This is a genomic window from Nonomuraea sp. IBHARD001 (assembly GCF_056106265.1).
Genome location: NZ_JBWBBW010000002.1, coordinates 7120052 through 7145602 on the forward strand (window position 1 = coordinate 7120052; position 25551 = coordinate 7145602).

14 protein-coding genes and 3 rRNA genes are annotated in these 25551 nt (G+C 66.9%); all 17 read right to left on the minus strand.

From position 1 onward, the window contains the following. Positions 1 to 83: 83 nt before the first annotated feature. On the minus strand, positions 84 to 1994 hold the full coding sequence (locus ACTWNK_RS34020; RefSeq protein ID WP_474309013.1) for a TIGR03960 family B12-binding radical SAM protein: 1911 nt from the start codon (positions 1992 to 1994) through the stop codon (positions 84 to 86). 19 nt (positions 1995 to 2013) lie between these two features. Next, positions 2014 to 2898: a phosphotransferase enzyme family protein gene (locus tag ACTWNK_RS34025; RefSeq protein WP_474309014.1), complete on the minus strand. Its 885-nt coding sequence runs from the start codon at positions 2896 to 2898 to the stop codon at positions 2014 to 2016. Then, a complete protein-coding gene (locus tag ACTWNK_RS34030) occupies positions 2895 to 4247 on the minus strand; it encodes a hypothetical protein (protein ID WP_474309015.1) in 1353 nt (450 codons plus the stop codon). The genes ACTWNK_RS34025 and ACTWNK_RS34030 overlap by 4 nt, the downstream gene beginning before the upstream one ends. Further along, positions 4244 to 4444, minus strand: a complete 201-nt coding sequence (locus tag ACTWNK_RS34035) for a hypothetical protein (protein WP_474309016.1) — start codon at positions 4442 to 4444, stop codon at positions 4244 to 4246. The genes ACTWNK_RS34030 and ACTWNK_RS34035 overlap by 4 nt, the downstream gene beginning before the upstream one ends. A gap of 291 nt (positions 4445 to 4735) precedes the next feature. Beyond that, the gene (gene rodA, locus ACTWNK_RS34040) at positions 4736 to 5902 is read right to left on the minus strand and encodes a rod shape-determining protein RodA (protein ID WP_474309017.1); all 1167 of its coding nucleotides are present in this window, start codon (positions 5900 to 5902) and stop codon (positions 4736 to 4738) included. Then, entirely contained in the window at positions 5899 to 7938 is a 2040-nt protein-coding gene (mrdA, locus tag ACTWNK_RS34045; RefSeq protein ID WP_474311063.1) for a penicillin-binding protein 2, read from the minus strand. Before mrdA ends, rodA begins: the two co-directional genes overlap by 4 nt. A gap of 5 nt (positions 7939 to 7943) precedes the next feature. After that, complete coding sequence (gene mreD / locus ACTWNK_RS34050; protein WP_474309018.1) at positions 7944 to 8411, minus strand: rod shape-determining protein MreD; 468 nt, start codon at positions 8409 to 8411, stop codon at positions 7944 to 7946. Between the two features lie 76 nt (positions 8412 to 8487). Then, on the minus strand, positions 8488 to 9378 hold the full coding sequence (mreC, locus tag ACTWNK_RS34055; protein ID WP_474309019.1) for a rod shape-determining protein MreC: 891 nt from the start codon (positions 9376 to 9378) through the stop codon (positions 8488 to 8490). Next, on the minus strand, positions 9378 to 10409 hold the full coding sequence (locus ACTWNK_RS34060) for a rod shape-determining protein (RefSeq protein ID WP_474309020.1): 1032 nt from the start codon (positions 10407 to 10409) through the stop codon (positions 9378 to 9380). The genes mreC and ACTWNK_RS34060 overlap by 1 nt, the downstream gene beginning before the upstream one ends. Before the next feature lie 1234 nt (positions 10410 to 11643). After that, positions 11644 to 12054, minus strand: a complete 411-nt coding sequence (gene ndk, locus ACTWNK_RS34065; protein ID WP_474309021.1) for a nucleoside-diphosphate kinase — start codon at positions 12052 to 12054, stop codon at positions 11644 to 11646. A gap of 102 nt (positions 12055 to 12156) precedes the next feature. Next, entirely contained in the window at positions 12157 to 14814 is a 2658-nt protein-coding gene (locus tag ACTWNK_RS34070) for a hypothetical protein (protein WP_474309022.1), read from the minus strand. An 11-nt stretch (positions 14815 to 14825) separates the two neighbouring features. After that, positions 14826 to 15167, minus strand: coding sequence for a DUF4233 domain-containing protein (locus tag ACTWNK_RS34075; RefSeq protein ID WP_474309023.1), 342 nt, complete (start codon positions 15165 to 15167; stop codon positions 14826 to 14828). A 59-nt stretch (positions 15168 to 15226) separates the two neighbouring features. After that, positions 15227 to 16513, minus strand: coding sequence for a bifunctional folylpolyglutamate synthase/dihydrofolate synthase (locus ACTWNK_RS34080; protein WP_474311064.1), 1287 nt, complete (start codon positions 16511 to 16513; stop codon positions 15227 to 15229). Positions 16514 to 16659: 146 nt separating this feature from the next. Further along, positions 16660 to 16776 (minus strand): 5S ribosomal RNA (rrf, locus tag ACTWNK_RS34085). Positions 16777 to 16850: 74 nt separating this feature from the next. Continuing rightward, positions 16851 to 19954: ribosomal RNA gene (locus ACTWNK_RS34090) — 23S ribosomal RNA — on the minus strand. Between the two features lie 378 nt (positions 19955 to 20332). Next, positions 20333 to 21852, minus strand: a 16S ribosomal RNA gene (locus ACTWNK_RS34095). Together the 16S, 23S and 5S rRNA genes form the textbook arrangement of a ribosomal RNA operon. Positions 21853 to 22475: 623 nt before the next feature. Continuing rightward, positions 22476 to 25043 (minus strand): valine--tRNA ligase, encoded by a 2568-nt coding sequence (locus ACTWNK_RS34100; protein WP_474311065.1) that lies wholly within the window; start codon positions 25041 to 25043, stop codon positions 22476 to 22478. Positions 25044 to 25551: the final 508 nt, after the last annotated feature.

Here is a 25551-nt window from a genome sequence, read left to right on the forward strand (position 1 = left end):
AGGATAAGCCCGGTGCGGCGGCAGGCCGACGCCGCGTCCTTCACGCGATGGCCGTCACACGAACGGCCATCACGCGACGGCCGTCACACAACGCTGAGCGGCAGCAGCTTCCTGCCCGTCGGGCCGATCTGGATCTCGGTCCCCATCGTCGGGCAGACACCGCAGTCGTAACACGGCGTCCAGCGGCAGTCCTCGACCTCGACGTCGTTGACGGCGTCCTGCCAGTCCTGCCACAGCCACTCGCGGTCGAGCCCGGCGTCGAGGTGGTCCCACGGGAGCACTTCGTTCTCCTGGCGCTCACGCGTGGTGTACCAGTCGACGTCGATGCCGGTGCGCTCGGCGGCGTCGAGCCAGCGCTGGTAGGAGAAGTGCTCGCTCCAGCCGTCGAAGCGCCCGCCGTCCTCCCAGACGGCCCTGATGACGGCGCCGACCCTGCGGTCGCCGCGCGACAGCAGGCCCTCGACGATGGAGGGCTTGCCGTCGTGGTAACGGTAGCCGATCGCCTTGCCGAACTCCCTGTCGCCGCGCAGCGACTCCTTCAACGCCTTCAGCCGCCTGTCGACGGTCTCGGCGTCGGCCTGGGCGGCCCACTGGAAGGGCGTGTGCGGCTTGGGGACGAATCCGCCGATCGAGACCGTGCACCGGATGTCACGCGAACCCGTGACCTCGCGCCCGGCCTTGATGACCTTCTTGGCCAGGTCGGCGATGCCCAGGACGTCGGCGTCCTCCTCGGTGGGCAGGCCGCACATGAAGTAGAGCTTCACCTGCCGCCAGCCCTGGCTGTAGGCCGTGGTGACGGTCCTGATCAGGTCTTCCTCGCTGACCATCTTGTTGATCACCTTGCGCATGCGCTCGGACCCGCCCTCGGGCGCGAACGTGAGGCCCGAACGACGGCCGTTGCGCGAGAACTCGTTGGCCAGGTCGATGTTGAACGCGTCGACCCTGGTCGAGGGCAGCGAGAGCGAGGTGTTGGTGCCCTCGTAACGGTCGGCCAGGCCCTTGGCCACCTCGCCGATCTCGGAGTGGTCCGCCGACGACAACGACAGCAGCCCGACCTCGTTGAAGCCGGACTCGTTGACGCCGTTCTCCACCATGGCGCCGATCGTGGTGATCGAGCGCTCACGGACCGGACGCGTGATCATGCCCGCCTGGCAGAACCTGCACCCACGCGTGCAGCCGCGGAAGATCTCCACACTGAACCGCTCGTGCACGGTCTCGGCCAGCGGCACCAGCGGCTTCTTCGGGTACGGCCACTCGTCGAGGTCCATGACGGTGTGCTTGTGCACCCGCCACGGCACGCCCGCCCTGTTGGGCGCCACGCGCTTGATCCGCCCGTCGGGGTGGTAGTCCACGTCGTAGAACCTCGGCACGTAGACGCCGCCCGACTCGGCCAGGCGCATGAGCAGCTCGTCGCGACCGCCGGGCGAGCCCTCGCCCTTCCACTCGCGGACGACCTCGCTGATGGCGATGGCGATCTGCTCGCCGTCGCCCAGCACGGCGGCGTCGAGGAAGTCGGCGACCGGCTCGGGGTTGAACGCGGCGTGCCCACCGGCCAGCACGATCGGGTCCTCGTCGGTGCGGTCGGCGGCCAGCAGCGGAATACCGGCCAGGTCGAGCGCCGTCAGCATGTTGGTGTAGCCGAGCTCGGTGGAGAACGACAGCCCGAGCACGTCGAACGCGCGCACCGGCCGGTGACCGTCCACGGTGAACTGCGGCACGCCCTCGGCCCGCATCAGCGCCTCGAGATCGGGCCACACCGAGTAGGTGCGCTCGGCCAGCGTGCCGGGCAGCTCGTTGAGGATCTCGTAGAGGATGGCCACGCCCTGGTTGGGCAGGCCCACCTCGTAGGCGTCGGGATACATCAAGGCCCAGCGCACGTCGGCCGCGTCCCAGTCCTTGACGGTCGAGTTGAGCTCACCCCCGACATACTGGATCGGCTTCTGCACCTTGGGCAGCAGCGCTTCCAAGCGCGGGAAAATCGACTCGACAGACATACCACTTAGGGTATCCGCATCAGAACGCGGTCCACTCGCGATCGTCACCGGCGCGCAATGATCCCAGCCGGTGCGCGAGCTCCGCCGCCGCCCTCGGATCGCGATGGGCGTTGCGCAGCACCGCCGTGAGCGTGCGCAGCTCCCGCATGTCGCGCAGCACCGGATAGCCCGGCCAGGCCGACACGTCGTAGCCGTAGACCCTGGCGAACGCGGTCCGCTCGACCGGACTGCTGCCGAACCTGGCCCCCTGCATGGTCGGCACCAGGTCGATCTCACGCGGCCCCGCGCTGACGGAGTCCCAGTCGCACAGCAGCAGCCCGCCCGCCGTACTGATCAGGTTGCCCCGGTGCGCGTCCCCGTGGATGAGCCCGTACGGCAGGGCGAAGCGCACGCGTTCGTAGTACTCCTCCGACAGCTCGTCGCAGCGGGCGGTCAGCCAGGCGCGTTCCGGCTCGGTCAGGGTCAGCGCCGCCGTCACCGCACGGCGTACGGCGCTGAGCGGGTCGTAGACGGGCAGTTCGAACGGCACGGGCGGCAGGTCGTGCAGGCGGCGCAGCAGCACGCCGAGCGCCGCGAGGCCGGGCCTGCGCCCGTCGGGCTCGGAGTAGTGCCAGAACGTGGCCAGATAGCCCTCACGGGCGTAGGGCCCGGCCTCCTGCAGCGGCGGCGCGACCGGGAAGCCCTGGGCGGCCAGCCATCGGGCGACCTTGACCGCCGTGGTGAGCCGGTCGAGCTTGCCCGGCGCGTTGGCCTCGGCCAGCCGTACCACGACGGACTCGGCGGGCAGGTGGTAGACGGAGTTGGCGAAGCTGCGCATCAGGCGTGCGCCCGACGGGTCGAGCCCGGCGGCGCGGCACACCTGGTCGAGCACGGGGAGCACGGCGTCGGCCGCGGCGACCGTCATGTCAGCGCCTTGGCCGCGGCATGGGTGAGCCCGGCGGCGCAGAAGCTCTCCACGCGCGTCAGCAGGTGCGGCGGCAGCAGCGAGCCGCCTGCCGACAGGGTGGTGGCCAGATGGCTGATGCGTCGTTCGGGGGGCAGTTCGAGCAGCGGGAGCGCGGCACGCTCGGCCGCGTCCTGGTCGCCCGCCATCAGGTGACCGACGACCAGGTGCGCCCTGGCCATGGCCTCGCAGCCGTAGGAGCGGTGTTCGGCCGCTCCCCTGGTGTAGGCGCTGACGGCGGCCTCGGCCGCGCCGATCGCCTCGGCTGCCTCGCCCAGCGGCAGGCGGGTGGCGGCCTCGTAGTAGTGCTGTTTGGCCGGCAGGAAGGCGAACTCTCCCGCTATCTCGTCATGCAATTCGTCCCTCGTCCCTTCGCCGCGCGCGTCGCCCGCCCGCGCCAGCGACTCGTGCGCCTCGCGCGTCCTGGAGCGCATGGCGAGCGACCTGGCGTGCAGCATGTGCAGCCTGGCCGCTCCCGTGCCCGTCGACAGGTGGGTCAGTCCCTCTTCGGCGTAGCCGGTCGCCTCGCCGTACCTTCTGTCCCACAGGGCGACGGAGGCCTGCATGCCGCGGGCCCAGCCCATCAGGGAGGAGTGGCCGCAGATGCTGCCGTAGGTCCACGCGGCGCGGGCCAGCGTGTCGGCTGGCGCCCTGCGGCCCAGGTCCATGCTCACGTTGGCCATCAGCCCGCACAGGGCTCCGCTGAGGAAGTACAGCTCGGCGGCCTGGCCGGGATGGATGCGGCGCTCCAGCGCCCTTTTGGTACGTTCCTGCAGGCCACGCATCTCCACGAAGAGCGGCAGCGGCGCCTCCCACACATAGCGCCTGCCCACCCAGACGACCTCGGCCCGCAGCCGGTCGAGTGCCGAGACGCCGAGTTCGCTGGCTTCGGCGCTCTCGGCGTGGTGCCCGGCCTGCTCGGCCGCCTCGGCGATGAGGTCGGGCGCGGCCGAACCCGGAGGCGAGTAGTCGTGGGCGAAACCGAGTTGCACCGGCCCGGTGGACAGCAGCCGGCACAGCAGGTCGGTGTAGTCGCGGTCGGGCCTGGCGCCCGCCTCCCACTCCCGCCACGAGCGCTCGCTGAGCCCCCGCCTGCGAAAGCCCTCCCTGTCGCACATCGCGTGGAAGCGCGCGATGCTCTCCTCGACCGTCCAGCCGCAGGCCAGCCGGAAACACTTGAGCCTGCTCTGGTCGGGGCAGGCCAGATGGATCTCCTCGGCCATCTGGTGCACGAGGGCGACCGGCGGTGGCCCCGATAAGGAGCCGAGCGTGCGCTCGCGAATGGCGGACGCTATGACGTGATGATTCATATGCTCTTGAGCACCTCGGCCATGAACAGTTGCCCGCACAAGCTGCCTGCCGTCTCCGCGAACCACACCGTCGGCGGATTTCCCGCCGCGGCCGCGGTCCATCTTCCTCTTCCGTGCACGATCCGGTAGTCGGGATAGGCCTCGCGTAGCATCTCCAGCGCTCGCCTGGCCACCTCAGCCTCCGAGCTCGCCCGCATCCCAGCTCCTCGTCACTAGGTGTTCATCCCCTGGGCATCCCCCGAATCGGTGCCGTTTCCAGGATGTTCGCGGCGGTGTTGGCCCGCCAGTGAGAGCCGGGCTCATGGTCAGACGGGTGCGGAGCCTGCGATTCCGCTCAGCACGATGATCTCGTGACCTTCGTAGCAGGTCAGCTCGACGGCTATCAAGCCATTCGCGAGGTTGTGCAGGGCTTTGACGTGACTTGTCGGCAAAAGGAGACGACGACGACATTCGTCACAATAGGCCAAGAACATTCTTCCATTGTGCGACTAATTGAAAGATTGTTCACGTATCCGGATCGCCTGCAGGAGGCCGATCGCGATCAGGTTCGCAAATGTAGCCGTGCCGCCATAGGAAACGAAGGGCAGCGGCAGACCGGTGATCGGCATGATGCCCACCGTCATCCCGATGTTCACGAAAGCCTGGAACGCCAGCCAGCACACGATCGACCCCGCGACCAGCGTGCCGAAGCGGTCCTCGCACTGCGAGGCGATCCGCAGGCCGCGCAGCAGCACCACGCCCAGCAGCACCACCACGCTCACCGAGCCGAGGAAGCCGAACTCCTCCCCCGCCACCGTGAAGATGAAGTCCGTGTGCTGCTCGGGCACGAACCTGCCCGTCGTCTGCCCGCCGTCGAGCAGCCCCTTGCCGAACAGCTCGCCCGACCCGATCGCGATCAGCGCCTGCGTGCTGTTGTAGCCCACCCCCCGAGGATCGACCCCCGGATCGAGGAACGCCGTGAACCTCGCCACCTGGTACGGCTCCAGCACCTCGAAGTACCACACGCAGAACGCCGCCCCGAGCCCGGCCAGCGCGAGCCCCAGGATGAGACGCTTCCTCACCCCCGCCACGACCAGCGCGCCCGCCGTGATCACGGTGAGCACCAGCGTCGTGCCGAGGTCGGGCTGCAACATCACCAGCCCCATCGTCAGCCCCGCGCACACCAGCGCCAGGCACACGTCCAGCCCCCTGGGCCGATCGGTGCCCTCGGCCGGCTGGGCCAGCAACATCGCCAGCATCAGCACCAGACCGATCTTGGCGAACTCCGACGGCTGCACCGCGAACCCGCCGCCCAGCATGATCCACGAATGCGACCCGTTGACCGTCGAGCCGAGCGGCGAGACCACCAGGGCCAGCCCGGCGAGCGTCAACAGGTACACCATCGGCGCGTAGGCGCGCAGCAGCCGATGGTCGACCATCGCCACCGCACCGCACAGCGCCGCCCCGATGGCCACATTCAGCATGTGCTTCTTGACCAGGCCGGTCGCCCCTGGCGCCCACGTGCGCGTCGAGGACCACACCAGCAGCGTGCCGATCACGCACAACGCCGCGACGGCCACGAACAGCACCCAGTCGATGCGCCACACGGCCGACTGCGCGCCCACCGCCCTGCGCCCGAACGCCCGCCGCCGCAGCACGAGAGCCCTGTCCGTCATCGGGCCACCGTGCCGTCCGGCTTGATCAGCGGCAGCTTGGCCACCGGCCTGCCGTCGGGCAGGGCGGGCGGGCGCTTGAAGCCGTAGATGCCCTCGTAGATCTCGCGCACCGCCGGAGCCGCCGCCGCGCCGCCGAGCCCGCCCTGCGAGACCATGACGACCACGACGAACTTCGGCCTGTCCGTCGGGGCGAACGAGGCGAACCAGGAGGTGTCCTGCTTGCCGTACACCTCGGCTGTTCCGGTCTTGCCGCCCACCTGGACCTGGTCCATGGGGAAACCGCCGAACGCGCCTGCCGCGGTGCCGTCCGACGCCACCTGGCTGAGGGCGCGTTTGATGTAGGCGCGTTCCTTGGCCGAGATGGGCAGCTTGGCCTTCACCGGGGCCTGGATGGTCTCGACCAGCGTGCCGTCAGGGCGTACGCGGGCCCAGCCGACGCGCGGGCTGCGCAGCCTGCCGTCGCCGACCAGCGCCGCGTAGGCCGAGGCCAGCTGCAACGGCGTCACCAGGACGTCGCCCTGGCCGATCGAGAAGTTCGCCGCGTCACCGGGACGCAGCAGGAAGCCCTCCACGCAGTTCTCGTAGGCCAGTCGCTTGAGGAAGGCGGCCCTGGTGCGGTCGGACCTGGCCACCTCCGGGTAGCCGGTGCGCGAGCGCCTGCAGTTCTCCGTGCTGGTGTCGCTCCACAGGTCCTTCTTCCACGCCCGGTCGGGGATGCGGCCGGCCGACTCGCCCGGCAGGTCGACGCCGGTCGGCCTGCCGAAGCCGAACGCCCTGGCCATCGCCGCCATCTTCTCCTTCGGCTGCTTCTTCGGCCGCAGGCCGCCGTCGCGCAGCCACTGCTCGTATGCCGCCTTGTAGAAGATCGTGTCGCACGACTTGACCAGCGCCGTGTGCAGGCTGAGCGTGCCCAGGCCGATGCCCCTGAAGTTGTGGAAGGGCCGGTCGCCCACCATGAAGGCGCCCGGGCAGCCGTAGGTGCCGTTCAGCGGATAGCCGTCGCGCACCATCGCCGCGACCGACGACACCTTGAACGTGGAGCCCGGCGCGAACTCCCCCTTGATCGCCCGCGACACCAGCGGCCTGCCCGCACGGTCCGACAGCAGGCGCTGGTACTCCGACTCCGAGATACCGCCCGTCCAGATCGCCGGGTCGTAGCCGGGCGCACTCGCCAGCGCGACCACACGGCCGCTCTTCACATCCAGCACCACGCCCGCCGCGCCGTCGGCCTTCGGCGCGCGCTTCATCGCACCGTTGACCGCCTTCTCCACGACCGCCTGCACGCGGGAGTCGATGCTGGTGATCAGCGTGTCGCCGGTCGTCGGCGCCACCTCGCGTTCGGTGCCGATCACCTTGCCCAGCCGGTCGACCTGCACCGTGCGCAGACCTGGCCTGCCGCGCAGCGCCACGTCGTAGACCGACTCCAGGCCGTCCCTGCCGACCAGGTCGACGCCCGAGAACCCGGCCTTCAGCCCGTCGCGCCGCTCCAGCTCCTCCTGCGTCACCGGCTGCAGGTACCCCAGCACCTGCGCCGCCGCCCGGCCGTTCGGGTACTCCCGCACCGCCTGCACCTCGGCGCTCACCCCTGGGAACTCCTCCTGCCGCTCCAGGATCGTCAGCGCCTCCCGCGTGCTCACCCGGTCGTCGATCGGGATCGGCTGGTACGGCGAGCCCGGCCAGCACGGCCTGGTCACCCCCGCCCCGCACGGCCTGATCCGCTCGCGCAACGCCCGCACCGGACGGCCGAGCACCTCCGAAAGGCGCTTCAGCACGACCTCGCCGCCGTCCTTCATCCGGCTGAGCTGCGTGCGGTCGACCGAAACGACCAGCGCCGTGCGATTGCGCACCAACGGCCGCCCCGACGCGTCGAGGATCTGCCCCCGTACGGCGGGCACCACCACCTCACGCGTCCGCGTCTCGGCCGCCGCGCTCACGAACTCGGTGCCCCGCACCACCTGCACCTGCCACAGCCGCACGGCCAGCACGGCCAGCAGCGACAGCACCACCACGTGCAGCACGACCAGCCTGGTCCGCATCCTGCTCACGCGGCGTACCTCATCAGGCTCTGCTCACGCCTGGTCAGCAGCCAGAGCACCGGCGGCGCGAGCAGCAGCGTGTACACCGCGACCGGCGCCGCCGACTCCAGCAGCCCCGTCCACGTCACACGCGGATCGCCGATCAGCCCGCTCACCGCCGCCGCCAGCAACGGCGCCGCCAGCACACACACCACCACGGTCACGACCGGCCCCCCGATCCCCCGCCCCGCCAGATATCCGACGAAGGCCAGCACGAACGCGTACTGCCCGACGACATGCGCCGTCGGCGGCAGCAGATCCACCAGCAGCCCCGCCCCGAACCCGACGACGGCCCCCGCCGCCGGACCCCGTACGAGCGCGGCCCCCACGACGACGAGCAGCACGAGATCCGGCCCACCGCCCCCCGGCAACCCCAGCCGATTGACGACCACCACCTGCACCAACAACGCCCCCACCACCCAGAGCACCACCATCACGGCACCTCCCCGCGTAGGGGTGGTTCGGGGGTGGGGGGTGCTGGGAAGGTGGTGGCGGGGCTCTTCGGCTCGGTCATCGCGCCTCCCCTGACGTCGCGGGCTGGCGGGGCAGCACCGCGTCGCGAGGGTCGCGCCTGGGCGCCTCCACCACGACGCCGACGACGTCGAGCGCGGTCAGATCGGCGTACGGCCTGGCGTAGGCGATGCGGGTGAGCTCGCCCGGCGTCGCCTCGACGCGCTCGATCACGCCGACCGGCACGCCGGGGACATACGGCGCGCCCGCCTGCGACCCGAAGCTCACGATCCGCTGCCCGGCCCCCAGCGCGGCCGTCGAGTCGAGCAGCCGGAACCTCACCAGCCGCCCGCCCTCCCCCACGCCGTGCACCACGCCGATCTCGTTGCTGCCTTCGAGCCTGGCCCCGGCCGACGAGGCGGGATCGCTCAGCAGGACGACGGTCGCGGTCGTCGGCCCGGCGCGTACGACCCGGCCCACCAGCCCCGCGGCGTTGAGCACGGTCATCTCCGCCGTGATGCCGTCGGCGCTCCCGGCATCGATCTCGACCGCCTCCTCGAACCCCGGATGGCCCCGCCTGGCGATCACCTGGGCGGGTACGACCTTGTAGCCGCCGATCCCGGCCATGCCCAGCAGCCCGCGCAGCTCCGCCGCACGCGTCTGGTCGAGGCGTCCGGCCGTCACCTCGGCCCGCAGCCTGGCGTTCTCCTCGGTGAGGCTCTTGAGGCGCTCGTGCGCGTCCGGCGCCCCCGCGACCAGCCCGGCGAACTCCCCCACCGGCGTCGTCACCGCGGCCACCCCGCGCTCGGCCGCCCCGAAGGCCCACCCGCCCGCATCACGCAACATCCCGAACGGCGAGCCGTCCCCCGTGCGGTGGTCGACGGTCAGCATGACGAGCGCCGCGGTCAGCAGCAGTCCGAGGAGCAGCCGGGTCCGGCGCGTGTCGCGCATCAGTGCCGGGGCTCCGGAACGAGAACCTGCTGCAAAGCCTCGAACTCCTCCACGCACTTGCCCGATCCCAGCGCCACCGAGTCCAGGGCGTTCTCCACCAGGTGCACCGGCATGCCCGTCTCGTTGCGCAGCCTGTCGTCCATGCCCTTGAGCAGGGCGCCACCACCGGTCAGGGCGATGCCCCTGTCCATCAGGTCGCCCGACAGCTCGGGCGGGCACTTGTCCAGCGTGGTCTTCACCGCGTCGATGATCGCGTTGATCGGCTCTTCGGTGGCCTTGCGGATCTCCTGGGCCGACACCACGATCGTCTTGGGCAGCCCGCTCACCAGGTCGCGTCCCCGGATCTCGGCATGGCACTCGTCGTCGGTCTCGCAGGCCGAGCCGATCGCCATCTTGATCTCCTCGGCGGTGCGCTCGCCGAGCATCAGCGAGAACTCCTTCTTGGCGAACGTGATCACCGCCTGGTCCAGCTCGTCGCCGCCCACCCTGATCGACTGGCTGGTCACGACGCCGCCCATCGAGATGATCGCCACCTCGGTCGTGCCGCCGCCGATGTCGACCACCATGTTGCCGGTCGGCTCGTGCACCGGCAGTCCGGCCCCGATCGCCGCCGCCATGGGCTCCTCGACGATGTAGACCTTGCGTGCGCCTGCCTGGTACCCGGCCTCCTTGACCGCGCGCTGCTCGACGCCCGTGATGCCGCTCGGCACCGCGATGATGATGCGCGGCTTGGCGAAGTGGCGGCGCTTGTGCACCCGCTGGATGAAATAGCGCAACATCCGCTCGGTGACGTCGAAGTCGGCGATCACACCGTCCTTGAGCGGCCTGACGGCCACGATGTTGCCCGGCGTACGGCCGATCATCCGCTTGGCCTCTATGCCCACGGCCACGATCTTGCCGGTCGTGGTGTTGATGGCGACGACGGACGGCTCGTTGAGCACGATGCCGCGTCCGCGCACGTAGACGAGCGTGTTGGCGGTGCCGAGGTCGACCGCCATGTCACGGCCGAGAAACGCGAGCTTGCTGCCCATGGGGAAGGAGGCCTTCCGTAACGTCGTTCGCGAATGATTACGGATCGCATTCGCATCGTAACGTCACGTACCCACCGCTGAGCGCAATGAGCCCCGCAGTCCCAGGAAAATCTTGGCGTCTCTCCCTCATCATCCGTTTGCCGGATATGAACGCCCATTCACCCGTCGAAGCGACCCCCACCCATTCAACCAACATCACCCCCCACCCGCCCCAACTTCTCCCCGGCGCGTCGCAAACCCCCACCCCCACCCCCTCCCAAACCCCCACAACCTCCCCCCTCCCCTCCTCGCCGTCTCCCGCCCCTTCTCCCTCCTCGCTCCCACCACCTCTCCCGCCACCGCCTTCCCGCCCTTCAGCACCGCGTTCAGCAGGCCGCTCGACCGTGATCCGATCTCCCCTCCCCCATCCCCTCCACCCCCGTCCCCTCCGCTTCCCGCTCCTCCCACCCCGGCGCCCTCGCCACCGCTCCTCCCATCCCCGACGCCCTCGCCACCGCTTCCCCGCTCCTCCCACTCCGGTGCCCTCGCCACCGCTTCCCGCTCCCTCGCACTGCCCCCCGCTCCCTCGCCACCGCCTCCCTGCTCCCTTCGTACTGCCCCCAGCCCTCTCGTACCGCTCCCAGTTCCCTCGCCACCGCCCGTGCGTTCCAGAGGCCCGCCCAGCCCTCCGAGAAACGCACAAGCCCCTGGAGAGGCCCTCAGAGTGCCTCCCAGCCCGGCAAACGCCAGACCCGGCCACACAACTCCAAGCACCAGCCCCAGGGGCCAGCTCACAACCCTGCCAACGCCTGGGCTGCCGACGATTGGCCAACAACCCAGCCAGTCGCCTGTCCCCTCGCCTGTCCCATGCTCCCTGTCGCTTGTCGCCTGTCGCCTCGCCCGCGAGCCAAGTCATCGACCGAGCAACCGGCGAGCAACGCCGACAGCCAAACCGACCCCACCGCAGACGGCGAATCGCCCCTCAACGACCAGCCGTCACCATCACGGCACTCAACGACCAGCCGTCACGGCCAGCCATCCCTGGTCCCAGAACTCCACCAGCGCCACCAACACCCACAGCCAACTCCAGCAACAACCACAGCCGGCTCCGGCAACAACCACAGCGCCAATAGCCCCAGAACCCGCCCTCGGCCCCCACCTCCACCCCCAACAGCCCGAAGGCCTGAAAACCGAGAGGTCTTCAGGCCCGAGCAGCGGCGATGTCGGTACGCGACCCGACAGGCCGACTGACTTCCTAGAACCGGTCCGGGAAGAAGATCTTGATCTCGCGTGCGGCGGACTCGGGCGAGTCGGAGCCGTGTACGACGTTCTCGCCGATCTCCAGGGCGTGGTCGCCACGGATGGTGCCGGGAGCCGACTTCACCGGGTCGGTGAGCCCGGCCAGCCCGCGGAACGCCTCGATCGCGCGCGGCCCCTCAAGGACCAGCGCCACGAGCGGAGCCGACGTGATGAACTCCACCAGCTCGCCGAAGAACGGCCGCTCGGAGTGCTCGGCGTAGTGCGCCTTGGCGGTGTCGACGTCGAGGGTACGCAGTTCCAACGCCACGACCTTGAGGCCCTTGCGCTCCACGCGGGCGATCACGTCACCGATGAGACCGCGCTTCACCCCGTCGGGCTTGATCAGGACAAGAGTGCGCTCGGACACGAAAGTTCTCCTTTGAACAGATACGTCTTGGTCGCGCAATGCGGCGAACGCGCGAAGTTTACCGTCCCCACGCCGATATCCCGTGGTCGGCAAACCCCGCCCTCACCGATCCTCAGGCGAAGGCGAAGGCAACGGCACAACCGCAATAGGCCCAGTCACCCGCTCTCCTTCATCAAACTCCTCCTCTCCCCCCAACTCCCCCAGCCCGCCCAACTCCCCAGACTCCCCCGCCCCACCACGCACCTCAGAGCCACCAGGCTCCCCGGCCCCCTCACCGACCTCACCGACCTCACCGACCTCACCGACCTCACCGACCTCACCGACCTCACCGACCTCACCGACCTCACCGACCTCACCGACCTCACCGACCTCACCGACCTCACCGACCTCACCGACCTCACCGACCTCACCGACCTCACCGACCTCACCGACGTCACCGACGTCACCGACGTCACCGACGTGGATCTCGACTCCGTTGCCAGTGTTACCGCTGTCGTCAGCCCCACCGGCAACAACCTCGCCACCGCCAGCACTCCCCACAACAGCGACTCCGCCTCCGGCCTGGCCCTCGCCATCGGCATGGCCGTCGGCGTCGGCGTCGGCGTCGGCGTCGGCGTCGGCGTCGGCGTCGGCGTCGGCGTCGGCGGAATCATCCCTCTCCACACCCTCCGACGACACCCCAACACCCCCCAACACTCCGGCGCTCACCACCGCAAAGGCACCAAGGCCAGCACCAGCCCCCTTCCCGCCAGCGAGTGCCGCAGCCTTGCTTCCCGACTCCGCCTCGCCCCCAGCCTCCGACCTACGCCTAGCCCCCACCTCAGCGCCCGCAGCCTCCGACCTACCCTCAGGCCCCACTTCAGAGCCCCCATCCTCCGCCCCCACACTCCCCAGCACGACCCCACGCCCAGACTCCCCGCCCTGCCCTCCACCAGCAGGCCGTACTGCATCCGCCGCCCGCACACCTTCACCAGCCACCCCACCCCGCTCCGCATAGGGCTTCAACCCCACCGGCCCAGCCTCCCCGGCAGCAGGCCGCCCAACCCCCACACCACCCCGCTCACTCTCGCCAGCAGCATCAGCCGCCTCCTCCCTCCGAACCACAGCCCCAGCCGCACTAGCACCCGCGCCCGCACCAGCGGCCGACCCCGCACCCCCGACCCCAGCCCCACCCCCAGAAGCCGCCAGCAAATCCCCACGAGCCCCACCCCCACTCCCACCACTACCAACCCCACCTTCCCCAACCTCTCCCATCTCCCCCCGAGCCACCAGCCGCTTCTCGAACCGCCGAGCCGCATCCCCTTCGCCCACCCGAGCCGCAGGCACACCTCCCCCAGAAGCCTCAGAACCCCCCGAAGCACCAGCACCAGCCCCACGCCTCCCCAACAAGGCCCCGAGCACGATCACCGCCACCACCAACACCCCACCCACGAACGCCCAAAGATGCAGCGCCCCCACCAACCGCGACACGATCTCCTGCGCCGAAGCGACATCACTCAACAGCACCAACTGCATCCCGGACCCCAGCAGGAACCCCGCCAGCACCCCGGGAAAGCACAACGACAGCCCGAACAACGCGGCCCCGACCCCGGCCAGCCGCAACGCCGCCGTCAAAGCGACCCCGGCCCCCACGGCCAGCAACACGAACGGCACCCCGACGAGCGCTCCCTGCGCCGCGGGCACGATCAGCCGTACGGCCGCGAGGCCCAGCACCACCAGCACCAGCCCGGCGCCACCAAGCCGGAACGCCTTCGCCTGATCCACCCGCCCGGCCACCACGGACGCCGCGATCCCCAGCACGGCCGCGGCCACGAACGCGGGCCACAGCCCACTCAGCCCGGGCCCGCCGAGACCACGCAGTTCGATGGTCGTGACCTGAGCCGCAGTCGGCAGCAGCACCACACCCACCGCGACCATCGCGTACGCCAGCGTCCGCCCACCGGCCCCGTCGAACATGCCGATCGAGGCCAGCGCCAGCAACGTGGCGATGGACACCAGCGCCGCCAGCACGACCAGCGAAGGCGACCAGTTGTACGTCGTGCCGATCGCCAGCACCGCGATCCCAGCCGCGGGAACGGCCGTCAGCGTCAGCCGACTCCGCTCGACCGCCTTGGGCCCGCTCTCCGCGCCCTCCCCGCTGCGCAGCCACAGCACGAGGTACACCGCCGCGAGCGCCAGCGTGGCCCCGGTGAGCAGAGGGTACGGCTGCAGCGTGATACGCCAGTCGTCGACGCCGTCCAGCGGCCACAGGGCCATCGCCTGAGCGAGGATCATGCTCACCACGAGCATGCCGCTCCACACGGCCCGCACGACGGGAGCACGCCCCCACGCGGCGACGAGCGTGGCGGGCACGAGCAGCCCCGCACCCACGCCGTGCAGCACGCGAAGGACGGTGACCATCCACGCCGACCCGGCGAACCCGCCCGCGGCGTCGGCCAGGGCCAGCACGACCAGCCCGGCCATCAGCACGTAGGCGGCCTTCAACCGGCGCACGGCCACGGCGGCCAGCGGCACGGTCAGCATCATCGCCGGAAGCGCGAGCCCATGGGCACGCATCAGCTCAAGCCGGTCGACACCGGGAGGCAACAGCCCGCCGACCACGGAAACGGTATTGGGAATCGCCACGATCGCCAGCGGCAACGCGGCGACGATGAGGAGTCCGAGGACAACGTCGAGCGGCCAGGACGACCTGGCTGAACGCTCCGGTCCCACGGAATGCGCGTCGGTCTCGGCGGACCGCTCGATGGGGGGTACGGCCATGGTGGCCGACTTTAGCGGGAAGTCACGCCCTCGACACGGCGAGCGACGATAATTGCCGTGACCCAAAGCGCCGCGAAGATCACCCCAAGGAAGAACATCGTCGGCACCACGAACCCTGAAGCGATCGCCAGCACCTGCACAACACTACCCACGACGTACGCGAACGGACGCTTCAGCAGCCCCGCGACGATCACACAGAGCAACGCCAGGCCGATCCCCACTCCCACGGCGAGCGGCGGCGTGACACCGCCCACCATGATCGCGACCGGCGTCATCAGCCCGGCGACGATCGCCTCCATCCCCAGCACACTGGCGCACAACCGCCTGAGCGTGGGCGTGACCTCAATATTCATGACCCCTTCACCTTCGCCGAAAAACCCGGAACACCGGCCCCAGCTGTCCCCACATCCGGTCAGCCTTCGACCTTCAGCAGATGCCGGGCATCTCCCGCCGTGACCACCGATCCCGTGATGAGCACCCCGGCCCCGGCGAACTCCCCGGCCGCGTCCGCCAGGCCGATCCCCACGTCGATGGCGTCGTCCAGCCGGTCCACCAGGTGCACGCGATCGGCGCCGAACACCCCTTCGGCCAGCGCCGCCAACTCGCCCGCAGGCATCGAACGCGGTGAGGAGTTACGCGTCACCACGATCTCCTCGACGATCGGCTCCATGAGTTCGAGCAGGCCCGCGACGTCCTTGTCCTGCATGACGGCGACGACCGCGACGACCTTGTTGAAGTCGAACGCCTCGTGCAACGCCTCCAGCATCGCGACCATCCCACCGGGATTGTGCGCGGCGTCCAGGACAACCGTGGGCGTGCGCCGTACGACCTCAAGCCGTCCGGGCGAGCTGACCTGTGCGAACGCCTGCCGTACGAGCTCGATGCCCAAAGGGTCGTCGCCGCCGGTCAGGGCCTCGACCGCGGCCAGTGCGCACACGGCGTTGCCCGCCTGGTGGGCGCCGTACAGCGGAAGGTAGACGTCCTCGTAGACGCCCTTGAGGCCGCGCAGGGCCAGCAGTTGGCCGCCGAGTGCGACTTCGCGGTTCAGTACGCCGAACTCCAGGCCCTCACGTGCGACGACGGCGCCGGTGTCGGCAGCGCGTTGCATCAGCACCTCGGCGGCCTCGAGCTCCTGCTGGGCCAGGATCGTCGTGCCGCCGGGCTTGATGATTCCGGCCTTTTCACCGGCGATGGTGGCGATGTCGTTGCCGAGCCTGTCCATGTGGTCGAGGGAGATCGGCGTGATGATGGAGACGGCGCCGTCGACGATGTTCGTCGCGTCCCAGGTGCCGCCCATGCCGGTTTCGATCACGGCCACGTCGACAGGAGTGTCGGCGAATGCCGCATAGGCCATGGCCGTCAGCAGTTCGAAATACTGAATGCGCCGGCCCTTGGTATCGGTGAGTTCGACGTACGGGATGATGTCCTCGTACACCTCGGCGAATCGCTCCTCGCTCAGCGGCTCGCCGTCGACGCAGATCCGCTCTCTCATCGAGACCAGATGCGGACTGGTGAACCGCCCCACCCGGAGATTGCGCTCCTTGAGCAGCGCCTCCACCATCCGGGCCGTGCTCGTCTTGCCGTTGGTGCCGGCGATGTGAATGACGGGGTACGCCTGCTGCGGCGACCCGAGGAGATCCATCAGCGCCGTGATCCTGTCGAGCGTCGGCTCGAAGTCCCACTCGACCCCGCGCTCCATGATGGCCCGCTCTACCGCACGATAATCCACACCACAACCCTACTGACCCGATGGACTGCTCAGGCTTGCGGGCCCCACACACTCACTTTCGGTACAACGCAAAAAGGGCCACCCCGCACAAGCAGGGTGGCCCTTCTCGAAAGATTGTCCGGCGGCGACCTACTCTCCCACACCCTCCCGAGTGCAGTACCATCGGCGCAGTAGAGCTTAACTTCCGGGTTCGGAATGTAACCGGGTGTTTCCTCCACGCTATAACCGCCGTAACACTATGAAACTGTCAAACAGACCAGCTGTTTGTGGTTTCAGAATTGCCTAGTGGACGCGAGCAAGATGCTTTGTGGTCAAGTCCTCGGCCTATTAGTACCGGTCAGCTCCACACGTTACCGTGCTTCCACCTCCGGCCTATCAACCCAGTCGTCTACTGGGAGCCTTACCCACTCTCATGGTGGGAGACCTCATCTCAAGGCGAGCTTCCCGCTTAGATGCTTTCAGCGGTTATCCCTTCCGAACGTAGCCAACCAGCCGTGCTCCTGGCGGAACAACTGGCACACCAGAGGTTCGTCCGTCCCGGTCCTCTCGTACTAGGGACAGCTCCTTTCAAGTCTCCTGCGCGCGCAGCGGATAGGGACCGAACTGTCTCGCGACGTTCTAAACCCAGCTCGCGTACCGCTTTAATGGGCGAACAGCCCAACCCTTGGGACCTACTCCAGCCCCAGGATGCGACGAGCCGACATCGAGGTGCCAAACCATCCCGTCGATATGGACTCTTGGGGAAGATCAGCCTGTTATCCCCGGGGTACCTTTTAGCCGTTGAGCGACGGCGCTTCCACATGCCACCGCCGGATCACTAGTCCCAGCTTTCGCTCCTGCTCGACCCGTCAGTCTCACAGTCAAGCTCCCTTGTGCACTTACACTCGACACCTGATTGCCAACCAGGCTGAGGGAACCTTTGGGCGCCTCCGTTACTCTTTAGGAGGCAACCGCCCCAGTTAAACTACCCACCAGACACTGTCCCCGATCCGGATCACGGACCAGGGTTAGACGTTCAAAACGACCAGAGTGGTATTTCACCAATGACTCCACCACCACTAGCGTGACAGCTTCACAGTCTCCCACCTATCCTACACAAGACGTTCCAAACGCCAATGTCAAGCTGTAGTGAAGGTCCCGGGGTCTTTCCGTCCTGCTGCGCGTAACGAGCATCTTTACTCGTAGTGCAATTTCGCCGGGTCTGCGGTTGAGACAGCGGGGAAGTCGTTACGCCATTCGTGCAGGTCGGAACTTACCCGACAAGGAATTTCGCTACCTTAGGATGGTTATAGTTACCACCGCCGTTTACCGGCGCTTAAGTTCTCAGCTTCGCGACTTACGTCGCTAACCGGTCCCCTTAACGTTCCGGCACCGGGCAGGCGTCAGTCCGTATACATCGTCTTACGACTTAGCACGGACCTGTGTTTTTAGTAAACAGTCGCTTCCCCCTGGCCACTGCGACCCCCACCAGCTCCAGGCGCAAGGCCTATCACCAGCAGAGGTCCCCCTTCTCCCGAAGTTACGGGGGCAATTTGCCGAGTTCCTTAACCACAGTTCACCCGATCGCCTTGGTATTCTCTACCTGACCACCTGAGTCGGTTTAGGGTACGGGCCGCCATAACACTCACTAGAGGCTTTTCTCGGCAGCATAGGATCATCCACTTCGCCACAATCGGCTCGGCATCACACCTCAGGCTTAATAAGACGCGGATTTGCCTACGTCTCGCCCTACATGCTTACCCCAGGAACAACCATCGCCTGGGCTGGACTACCTTCCTGCGTCACCCCATCGCTTACCTACTACCCGATCGGTCCGAGCGTTCACCCCACCAAGACCCGAAGGTCACAGGAGGGGTTAAGGACTCTTAGCATCACGAGGTTCAGTATGGGCGCGTTAAAGCGGGTACGGGAATATCAACCCGTTGTCCATCGACTACGCCTGTCGGCCTCGCCTTAGGTCCCGACTTACCCTGGGCGGATTAGCCTGGCCCAGGAACCCTTGGTCATCCGGCGCGAGGGTTTCTCACCCTCGATTCGCTACTCATGCCTGCATTCTCACTCGTGTACGCTCCACGGCTAGATCACTCTGCCGCTTCACCGCAGCACACGACGCTCCCCTACCCATCCACACCTTGCAGTGTGAATGCCACGACTTCGGCGGTGTACTTGAGCCCCGCTACATTATCGGCGCGGAATCACTTGACCAGTGAGCTATTACGCACTCTTTCAAGGGTGGCTGCTTCTAAGCCAACCTCCTGGTTGTCTCTGCGACTCCACATCCTTTCCCACTTAGCACACGCTTAGGGGCCTTAGTCGGTGATCTGGGCTGTTTCCCTCTCGACTACGGAGCTTATCCCCCGCAGTCTCACTGCCACGCTCTCACTTACCGGCATTCGGAGTTTGGCTGACGTCAGTAACCTTGTCGGGCCCATCGGCCATCCAGTGCTCTACCTCCGGCAAGAAACACGTGACGCTGCACCTAAATGCATTTCGGGGAGAACCAGCTATCACGGAGTTTGATTGGCCTTTCACCCCTACACACAGGTCATCCCCCAGGTTTTCAACCCTGGTGGGTTCGGTCCTCCACGAGGTCTTACCCTCGCTTCAACCTGCCCATGCGTAGATCACTCCGCTTCGGGTCTACAGCATGCGACTCAAACGCCCTATTCAGACTCGCTTTCGCTACGGCTCCCCCACACGGGTTAACCTCGCCACACACCATAACTCGCAGGCTCATTCTTCAAAAGGCACGCAGTCACATCACACACCAGACAAGCTGGTGCAAGCTCCTACGGCTTGTAGGCACACGGTTTCAGGTACTATTTCACGACCCCTCACCGGGGCGCTTTTCACCTTTCCCTCACGGTACTTGTTCACTATCGGTCATCAGGGAGTATTTAGGCTTACCAGGTGGTCCTGGCAGATTCACACAGGATTTCTCGGGCCCCGTGCTACTTGGGATCCCCTCAAACAGTCCAAAAGGTTTCGCCTACCCGGCTCTCACGGTCTACGGCGCCCCTTCCCAGAGGCTTCGACTACCCAAAGGATTTATCACTGTCCGGAGAAGCGGCAGCTCCTCCAAGAGGGTCCCACGACCCCGCATGCGCAACGCCTGCCGGCTATCACACGCAAACGGTTTAGCCTCATCCGCTTTCGCTCACCACTACTCACGGAATCACTCTTGTTTTCTCTTCCTACGGGTACTGAGATGTTTCACTTCCCCGCGTTACCACCAACCGCCCTATACATTCAGGCGGAGGCAACACCACATGACTGGTGCTAGGTTTCCCCATTCGGAAATCCCCGGATCAACGTCTGATTGGCGACTCCCCGAGGCTTAACGCAGCCTTCCACGTCCTTCATCGGCTCCTGATGCCAAGGCATCCACCGTGTGCCCTAAAAAACTTGGCCACAAAGATGCTCGCGTCCACTATGCAAATCTCAAACAACAAACAGCAACCAAACCCGACCCGCCATCAGACCACCACCCCGAAGAAGAGGCGATGCGATCTGGCAGGAGGATGGCCCTGAATGAGGCTCCAACAGACAGCGAGCCCGCCTCAGCGGGCCCGACCGGTCCGTTCCCTCAGGACCCAACAGTGTGTTCCAGACCTGGCCCGAACCCCCGGAAACCCCGTTCCCACTCCCTCACAAGGAGGGCGGTACTAGCGGCCCGGCGACCCGGTCCAGCTGACTAGCCAGTGCTCCACTAATGAGCTGCCGTGTGCAGAACATTCGCCTGCAATCACAGCGTAGACCAGGTCGTTAGACCCAGCCGGTGCTCCTTAGAAAGGAGGTGATCCAGCCGCACCTTCCGGTACGGCTACCTTGTTACGACTTCGTCCCAATCGCCAGCCCCACCTTCGACCGCTCCCCCCCTTACGGGTTGGGCCACGGGCTTCGGGTGTTGCCGACTTTCGTGACGTGACGGGCGGTGTGTACAAGGCCCGGGAACGTATTCACCGCAGCGTTGCTGATCTGCGATTACTAGCGACTCCGACTTCATGGGGTCGAGTTGCAGACCCCAATCCGAACTGAGACCGGCTTTTAGGGATTCGCTCCACCTCACGGTATCGCAACCCTCTGTACCGGCCATTGTAGCATGTTTGCAGCCCAAGACATAAGGGGCATGATGACTTGACGTCATCCCCACCTTCCTCCGAGTTGACCCCGGCAGTCTCCCATGAGTCCCCAACCCTCCGAAGAGGTTGCTGGCAACATGGAACAAGGGTTGCGCTCGTTGCGGGACTTAACCCAACATCTCACGACACGAGCTGACGACAGCCATGCACCACCTGTCACCCAGTCCGAAGAGGGCACCATCTCTGATGCTTTCCGGGCGATGTCAAGCCTTGGTAAGGTTCTTCGCGTTGCGTCGAATTAAGCAACATGCTCCGCCGCTTGTGCGGGCCCCCGTCAATTCCTTTGAGTTTTAGCCTTGCGGCCGTACTCCCCAGGCGGGGCGCTTAATGCGTTAGCTCCGGCACGGAATCCGTGGAAGGACCCCACACCTAGCGCCCAACGTTTACAGCGTGGACTACCAGGGTATCTAATCCTGTTCGCTCCCCACGCTTTCGCTCCTCAGCGTCAGGTAAGGCCCAGCAAGCCGCCTTCGCCACCGGTGTTCCTCCTGATATCTGCGCATTTCACCGCTACACCAGGAATTCCGCTTGCCCCTACCTACCTCTAGCCGGCCCGTATCCACCGCAGAACCCGAGTTAAGCCCGGGTCTTTCACGGCAGACGCGACCAGCCACCTACGAGCTCTTTACGCCCAATAATTCCGGACAACGCTTGCGCCCTACGTATTACCGCGGCTGCTGGCACGTAGTTAGCCGGCGCTTCTTCTGCAGGTACACGTCAACTTCGTCCCTGCTGAAAGAGGTTTACAACCCGAAGGCCGTCATCCCCCACGCGGCGTCGCTGCGTCAGGCTTCCGCCCATTGCGCAATATTCCCCACTGCTGCCTCCCGTAGGAGTCTGGGCCGTGTCTCAGTCCCAGTGTGGCCGGTCGCCCTCTCAGGCCGGCTACCCGTCGTCGCCTTGGTAGGCCACTACCCCACCAACAAGCTGATAGGCCGCGAGCCCATCCCCAACCGAAACAACTTTCCACACACAGACCATGCGATCGTGTGTCATATCCGGTATTAGACCCAGTTTCCCGGGCTTATCCCAGAGTCGGGGGCAGGTTGCTCACGTGTTACTCACCCGTTCGCCGCTCGAGTACCCCGAAGGGCCTTTCCGCTCGACTTGCATGTGTTAAGCACGCCGCCAGCGTTCGTCCTGAGCCAGGATCAAACTCTCCAAACAATGCTTGGAAATGTTTCACCCGGCTGATACTGCATGTATCAACCAAAGGAATCCATCACACCCACAATGTGAGCGCGACGGGGTTGTGCATCATGCACTGGCTTTTAACACACTGTTGAGTTCTCAAGAAACGGACGCGTACACCCTCAACCACCAGGTGGCACTCCACTTCGTGTTCCGATCTTATCAGATCCGGACGATTCTTGTCAAATCGACCGATCCGGCAGGATTCGGATTTGCCCCGTTTCCGAGGCAACCCTCGTAACTTACTCCGACATTCTGTCTGTGTCCAATCGTACGGACACATCCCGAATCGGGAGGCGGTTCAGAAGGTGTGCAGTGAGAGTATCAGCCCCGGAGACCATCCTCGACCTGTCGGTCGAGGCCCTGTCTCCGCGGGGCTTGCTGCCCTGCGTTGAAAACTGTAGCAGCCGGCAGACCGTGCCACGTCCGTCTTCGGTAACGAAAGTACCTTCCCCTGGCTCGTGTTCACCAAACCAGGGATCTCCATACGAACATCGACGGCGTGTCTTCGAACACCCGACGCCCCGCACCCGAGGCCCCGCCCGGCAAAAGCGGAGGGGCCTCGGTCCGATCACCGAAACCCCTCCCCCATCACCTGCTCACCCGGCGGGCAACGCCGCGAGCTGCGCCTGCAGTCGGGCGATGTCGGCATTGGCCTGGTCCAGGCGTCCGCGGACCTTGGCCACGACATCGTCGGGCGCCTTGGCCATGAACTGCTCGTTACCCAGCTTGGCCGTCGCCTGGGCGACCTCCTTCTGGGCCGCGGCCAGGTCCTTGTCCAGGCGCTTGCGTTCGGCCGCGACATCGATGGTTCCGGCCGTGTCGATCTCGACGCTCACCCCGCCGACCGAGAGCCTGGCCGTCGCCGCGAACGACTCCGACGCCGGATCCAGCCGCAACAGCGAACGCGCGGCCGACTCGTGTGCCGCGATGGCCGTACCCGAGAGGTCTAGTCTGGCGGCGACCTTCTGGCCTGGCTTGAGGCCCTGGTCGGAACGGAAGCGCCGTACCTCGGTCACCAGCTCCTGCAACGCGAGGATCTCCGCCTCGGCGGCGGAGTCGGCGTAACGCGGATCGGGCTTCGGCCAGGGGGCGACCACGACGGACTCGCCGCCGGTCACCGCGCGCCAGAGTTCTTCGGTCACGAACGGGACCAGCGGATGCAGAAGCCGCAGCAACGCGTCGAAGACATGGCCGAGCACCTGCCGTGTGCCCTCGCGGCCTTCGGCTAGCTGGATCTTCGCCAGCTCCAGGTACCAGTCGCAGACCTCGTCCCAGGCGAAGTGGTAGAGCAGGTCGGAGGCCTTGGCGAACTCGTAGTCGTCGAAGGCGGCATCGGCGCTCTTGATCACGGTCTGCAGTCTGGACAGGATCCAGCGATCGGCCGCGGTCAGATCGTCCGGCAACTCGCCGACGCTCGCGCCGTTCATGAGGGCGAAGCGGGTGGCGTTCCAGATCTTGTTGCAGAAGTTGCGCGAACCGGCCGCCCACTCCTCGCTGATCGCCACATCGGAGCCGGGATTGGCGCCACGCAGCAGGGTGAACCTGGTGGCGTCGGCGCCGTAGCGTTCGACCCAGTCGAGCGGGTCCACCACATTGCCGAACGACTTCGACATCTTCTTCCCGAACTGGTCACGGACCATGCCGTGCAGAACGACCGTGCGGAAAGGCACCTCGCCGTCCATCGCGTAGATGCCGAACATCATCATCCGCGCGACCCAGAAGAACAGGATGTCGTAGCCGGTCACCAGCACCGACGTCGGATAGAACTTCTCCAGCGCCGCCGTCTTGTCCGGCCACCCCAGCGTCGAGAACGGCCACAGCCCCGACGAGAACCAGGTGTCCAGCACATCAGGATCCTGGACATACCCCTCGGGCGCCGCCTCGTCCGGCCCCACGCAGACGACCTCGCCGCCCGGGCCGTACCAGACCGGGATGCGGTGACCCCACCACAACTGCCGCGAAATACACCAGTCGTGCATGTCGTCGACCCAGTCGAAGTAGCGCTTGGCCAACTCCGGCGGATGAATCCGGGTACGCCCATCGCGCACGGCGTCGCCCGCGGCCTGGGCCAATGGCGAGACGTTCACGAACCACTGCAGCGACAGCCTCGGCTCCACCACAGTCTTGCAGCGCGAGCAGTGCCCGACCGAGTGCAGGTACGGCCGCTTCTCGGCGACGATCCGCCCCTCGGCCCGCAATGCGGCCACCACGGCTGGCCGCGCCTCGAACCTGTCCAGCCCGAGGAACGGCCCATGTGCGGTGATCACACCGCGTTCGTCCATCACGGTCAGCGAAGGCAGCGAGTGCCGTCTGCCGATCTCGAAGTCGTTGGGGTCGTGCGCCGGGGTCACCTTGACCGCGCCGGTGCCGAACGCCGGGTCCACATGCTCGTCGGCGACGATCGGGATACGCCGCCCGGTCAGCGGGACCTCGACCTCCTGGCCGATGAGGTGCTGGTACCGCTCGTCGTCGGGATGCACCGCGACCGCGGTGTCGCCGAGCATGGTCTCGGCCCGTGTCGTCGCGACGACGATCGAGTGCTCGCCGTCGCCGTACCGGATGGAGACGAGTTCGCCCTCGTCCTCACTGTGTTCGACCTCGATGTCGGACAGGGCGGTCAGGCAGCGCGGGCACCAGTTGATGATGCGCTCGGCGCGGTAGATCAGCCCGTCGTCGAAGAGTCGCTTGAAGATCGTGTGAACCGCGCGCGAGAGCCCCTCGTCCATCGTGAACCGCTCACGCGACCAGTCGACGCCGTCGCCCAGCCTGCGCATCTGGCCGAGGATCCGGCCGCCGGACTCCTCCTTCCACTGCCAGACCTTGTCGACGAACGCCTCACGCCCGAGGTCATGCCGCGAAAGCCCCTCTTTGGCCAACTCGCGCTCGACGACGTTCTGTGTGGCGATGCCCGCATGGTCCATGCCCGGCACCCACAACGTCTCCCGCCCCTGCATCCTGGCCCTACGCGTCAGCGCGTCCTGGATGGAGTGGTCGAGCGCATGCCCGATGTGCAGCACACCCGTCACGTTGGGCGGCGGCAACACAATGGAGTACGGCTCACGCCCACTGCCAGGGTCAGCCGAAAAATACCCTTCGGCTACCCACCGGTCGTAGCTCGGCGTCTCGACATCGGCAGGCGTGTACTGGGTCGGCAACTCTGACATGCTCACCGGGCAAGTCTATTGGGGTCTCCATGGGGGTTATCCCTTTGCGGGTGGCCACTGCTTACTCGCCTGGTCGCAGGCGACGTCACCGGCGTATGTCACGTCGCCGGCGTATGTCACCGTCTTGGGCTTGGGCTTCCTTGGGCTTGTCTCTGGCCTTGGGTCTGGCCTTGGGTCTGGCCTTGGCCACCGCAGTGCGGCTCCACGCGCGATGCCGCTCCCATCCGTCGGCACCAGACGCGCCTTCGGAAGCATCTTCCCCATGCACATGGCTGTGATCCCCAATGCCAACGGCCTCGCCACGGTCTTCACGACCGGTCGAACCACTCAACCCACACGCCTGCGCCCCTGCCTGGCGCATCCCCGGACATCGCCTGGCACCACCCGTACGCGCCTGTACTCTGCCTGGCGCATCGCCCGACATCGCCCGGCACGGCCCGCATGCCTGCCCCCCGCCTGGCGCACCGCCGGACATCGCCCGACACCACCCGTACGCCTGCCCCTCGCC

What these genes read in the sequence shown, in the direction of transcription:
- mrdA (WP_474311063.1), bottom strand. Translation starts at nt 7,938, where the DNA reads ATGCGGACCAGGCTGGTCGTGCTGCACGTGGTGGTGCTGTCGCTGCTG.
- ACTWNK_RS34060 (WP_474309020.1), bottom strand. Translation starts at nt 10,409, where the DNA reads ATGGGCAGCAAGCTCGCGTTTCTCGGCCGTGACATGGCGGTCGACCTC.
- ACTWNK_RS34100 (WP_474311065.1), bottom strand. Translation starts at nt 25,043, where the DNA reads ATGTCAGAGTTGCCGACCCAGTACACGCCTGCCGATGTCGAGACGCCG.
- ACTWNK_RS34035 (WP_474309016.1), bottom strand. Translation starts at nt 4,444, where the DNA reads ATGCGGGCGAGCTCGGAGGCTGAGGTGGCCAGGCGAGCGCTGGAGATG.
- ACTWNK_RS34080 (WP_474311064.1), bottom strand. Translation starts at nt 16,513, where the DNA reads ATGGAGCGCGGGGTCGAGTGGGACTTCGAGCCGACGCTCGACAGGATC.
- ACTWNK_RS34030 (WP_474309015.1), bottom strand. Translation starts at nt 4,247, where the DNA reads ATGAATCATCACGTCATAGCGTCCGCCATTCGCGAGCGCACGCTCGGC.
- ACTWNK_RS34025 (WP_474309014.1), bottom strand. Translation starts at nt 2,898, where the DNA reads ATGACGGTCGCCGCGGCCGACGCCGTGCTCCCCGTGCTCGACCAGGTG.
- rodA (WP_474309017.1), bottom strand. Translation starts at nt 5,902, where the DNA reads ATGACGGACAGGGCTCTCGTGCTGCGGCGGCGGGCGTTCGGGCGCAGG.
- ACTWNK_RS34075 (WP_474309023.1), bottom strand. Translation starts at nt 15,167, where the DNA reads ATGAATATTGAGGTCACGCCCACGCTCAGGCGGTTGTGCGCCAGTGTG.
- ACTWNK_RS34070 (WP_474309022.1), bottom strand. Translation starts at nt 14,814, where the DNA reads ATGGCCGTACCCCCCATCGAGCGGTCCGCCGAGACCGACGCGCATTCC.
- ACTWNK_RS34020 (WP_474309013.1), bottom strand. Translation starts at nt 1,994, where the DNA reads ATGTCTGTCGAGTCGATTTTCCCGCGCTTGGAAGCGCTGCTGCCCAAG.
- mreD (WP_474309018.1), bottom strand. Translation starts at nt 8,411, where the DNA reads ATGGTGGTGCTCTGGGTGGTGGGGGCGTTGTTGGTGCAGGTGGTGGTC.
- mreC (WP_474309019.1), bottom strand. Translation starts at nt 9,378, where the DNA reads ATGCGCGACACGCGCCGGACCCGGCTGCTCCTCGGACTGCTGCTGACC.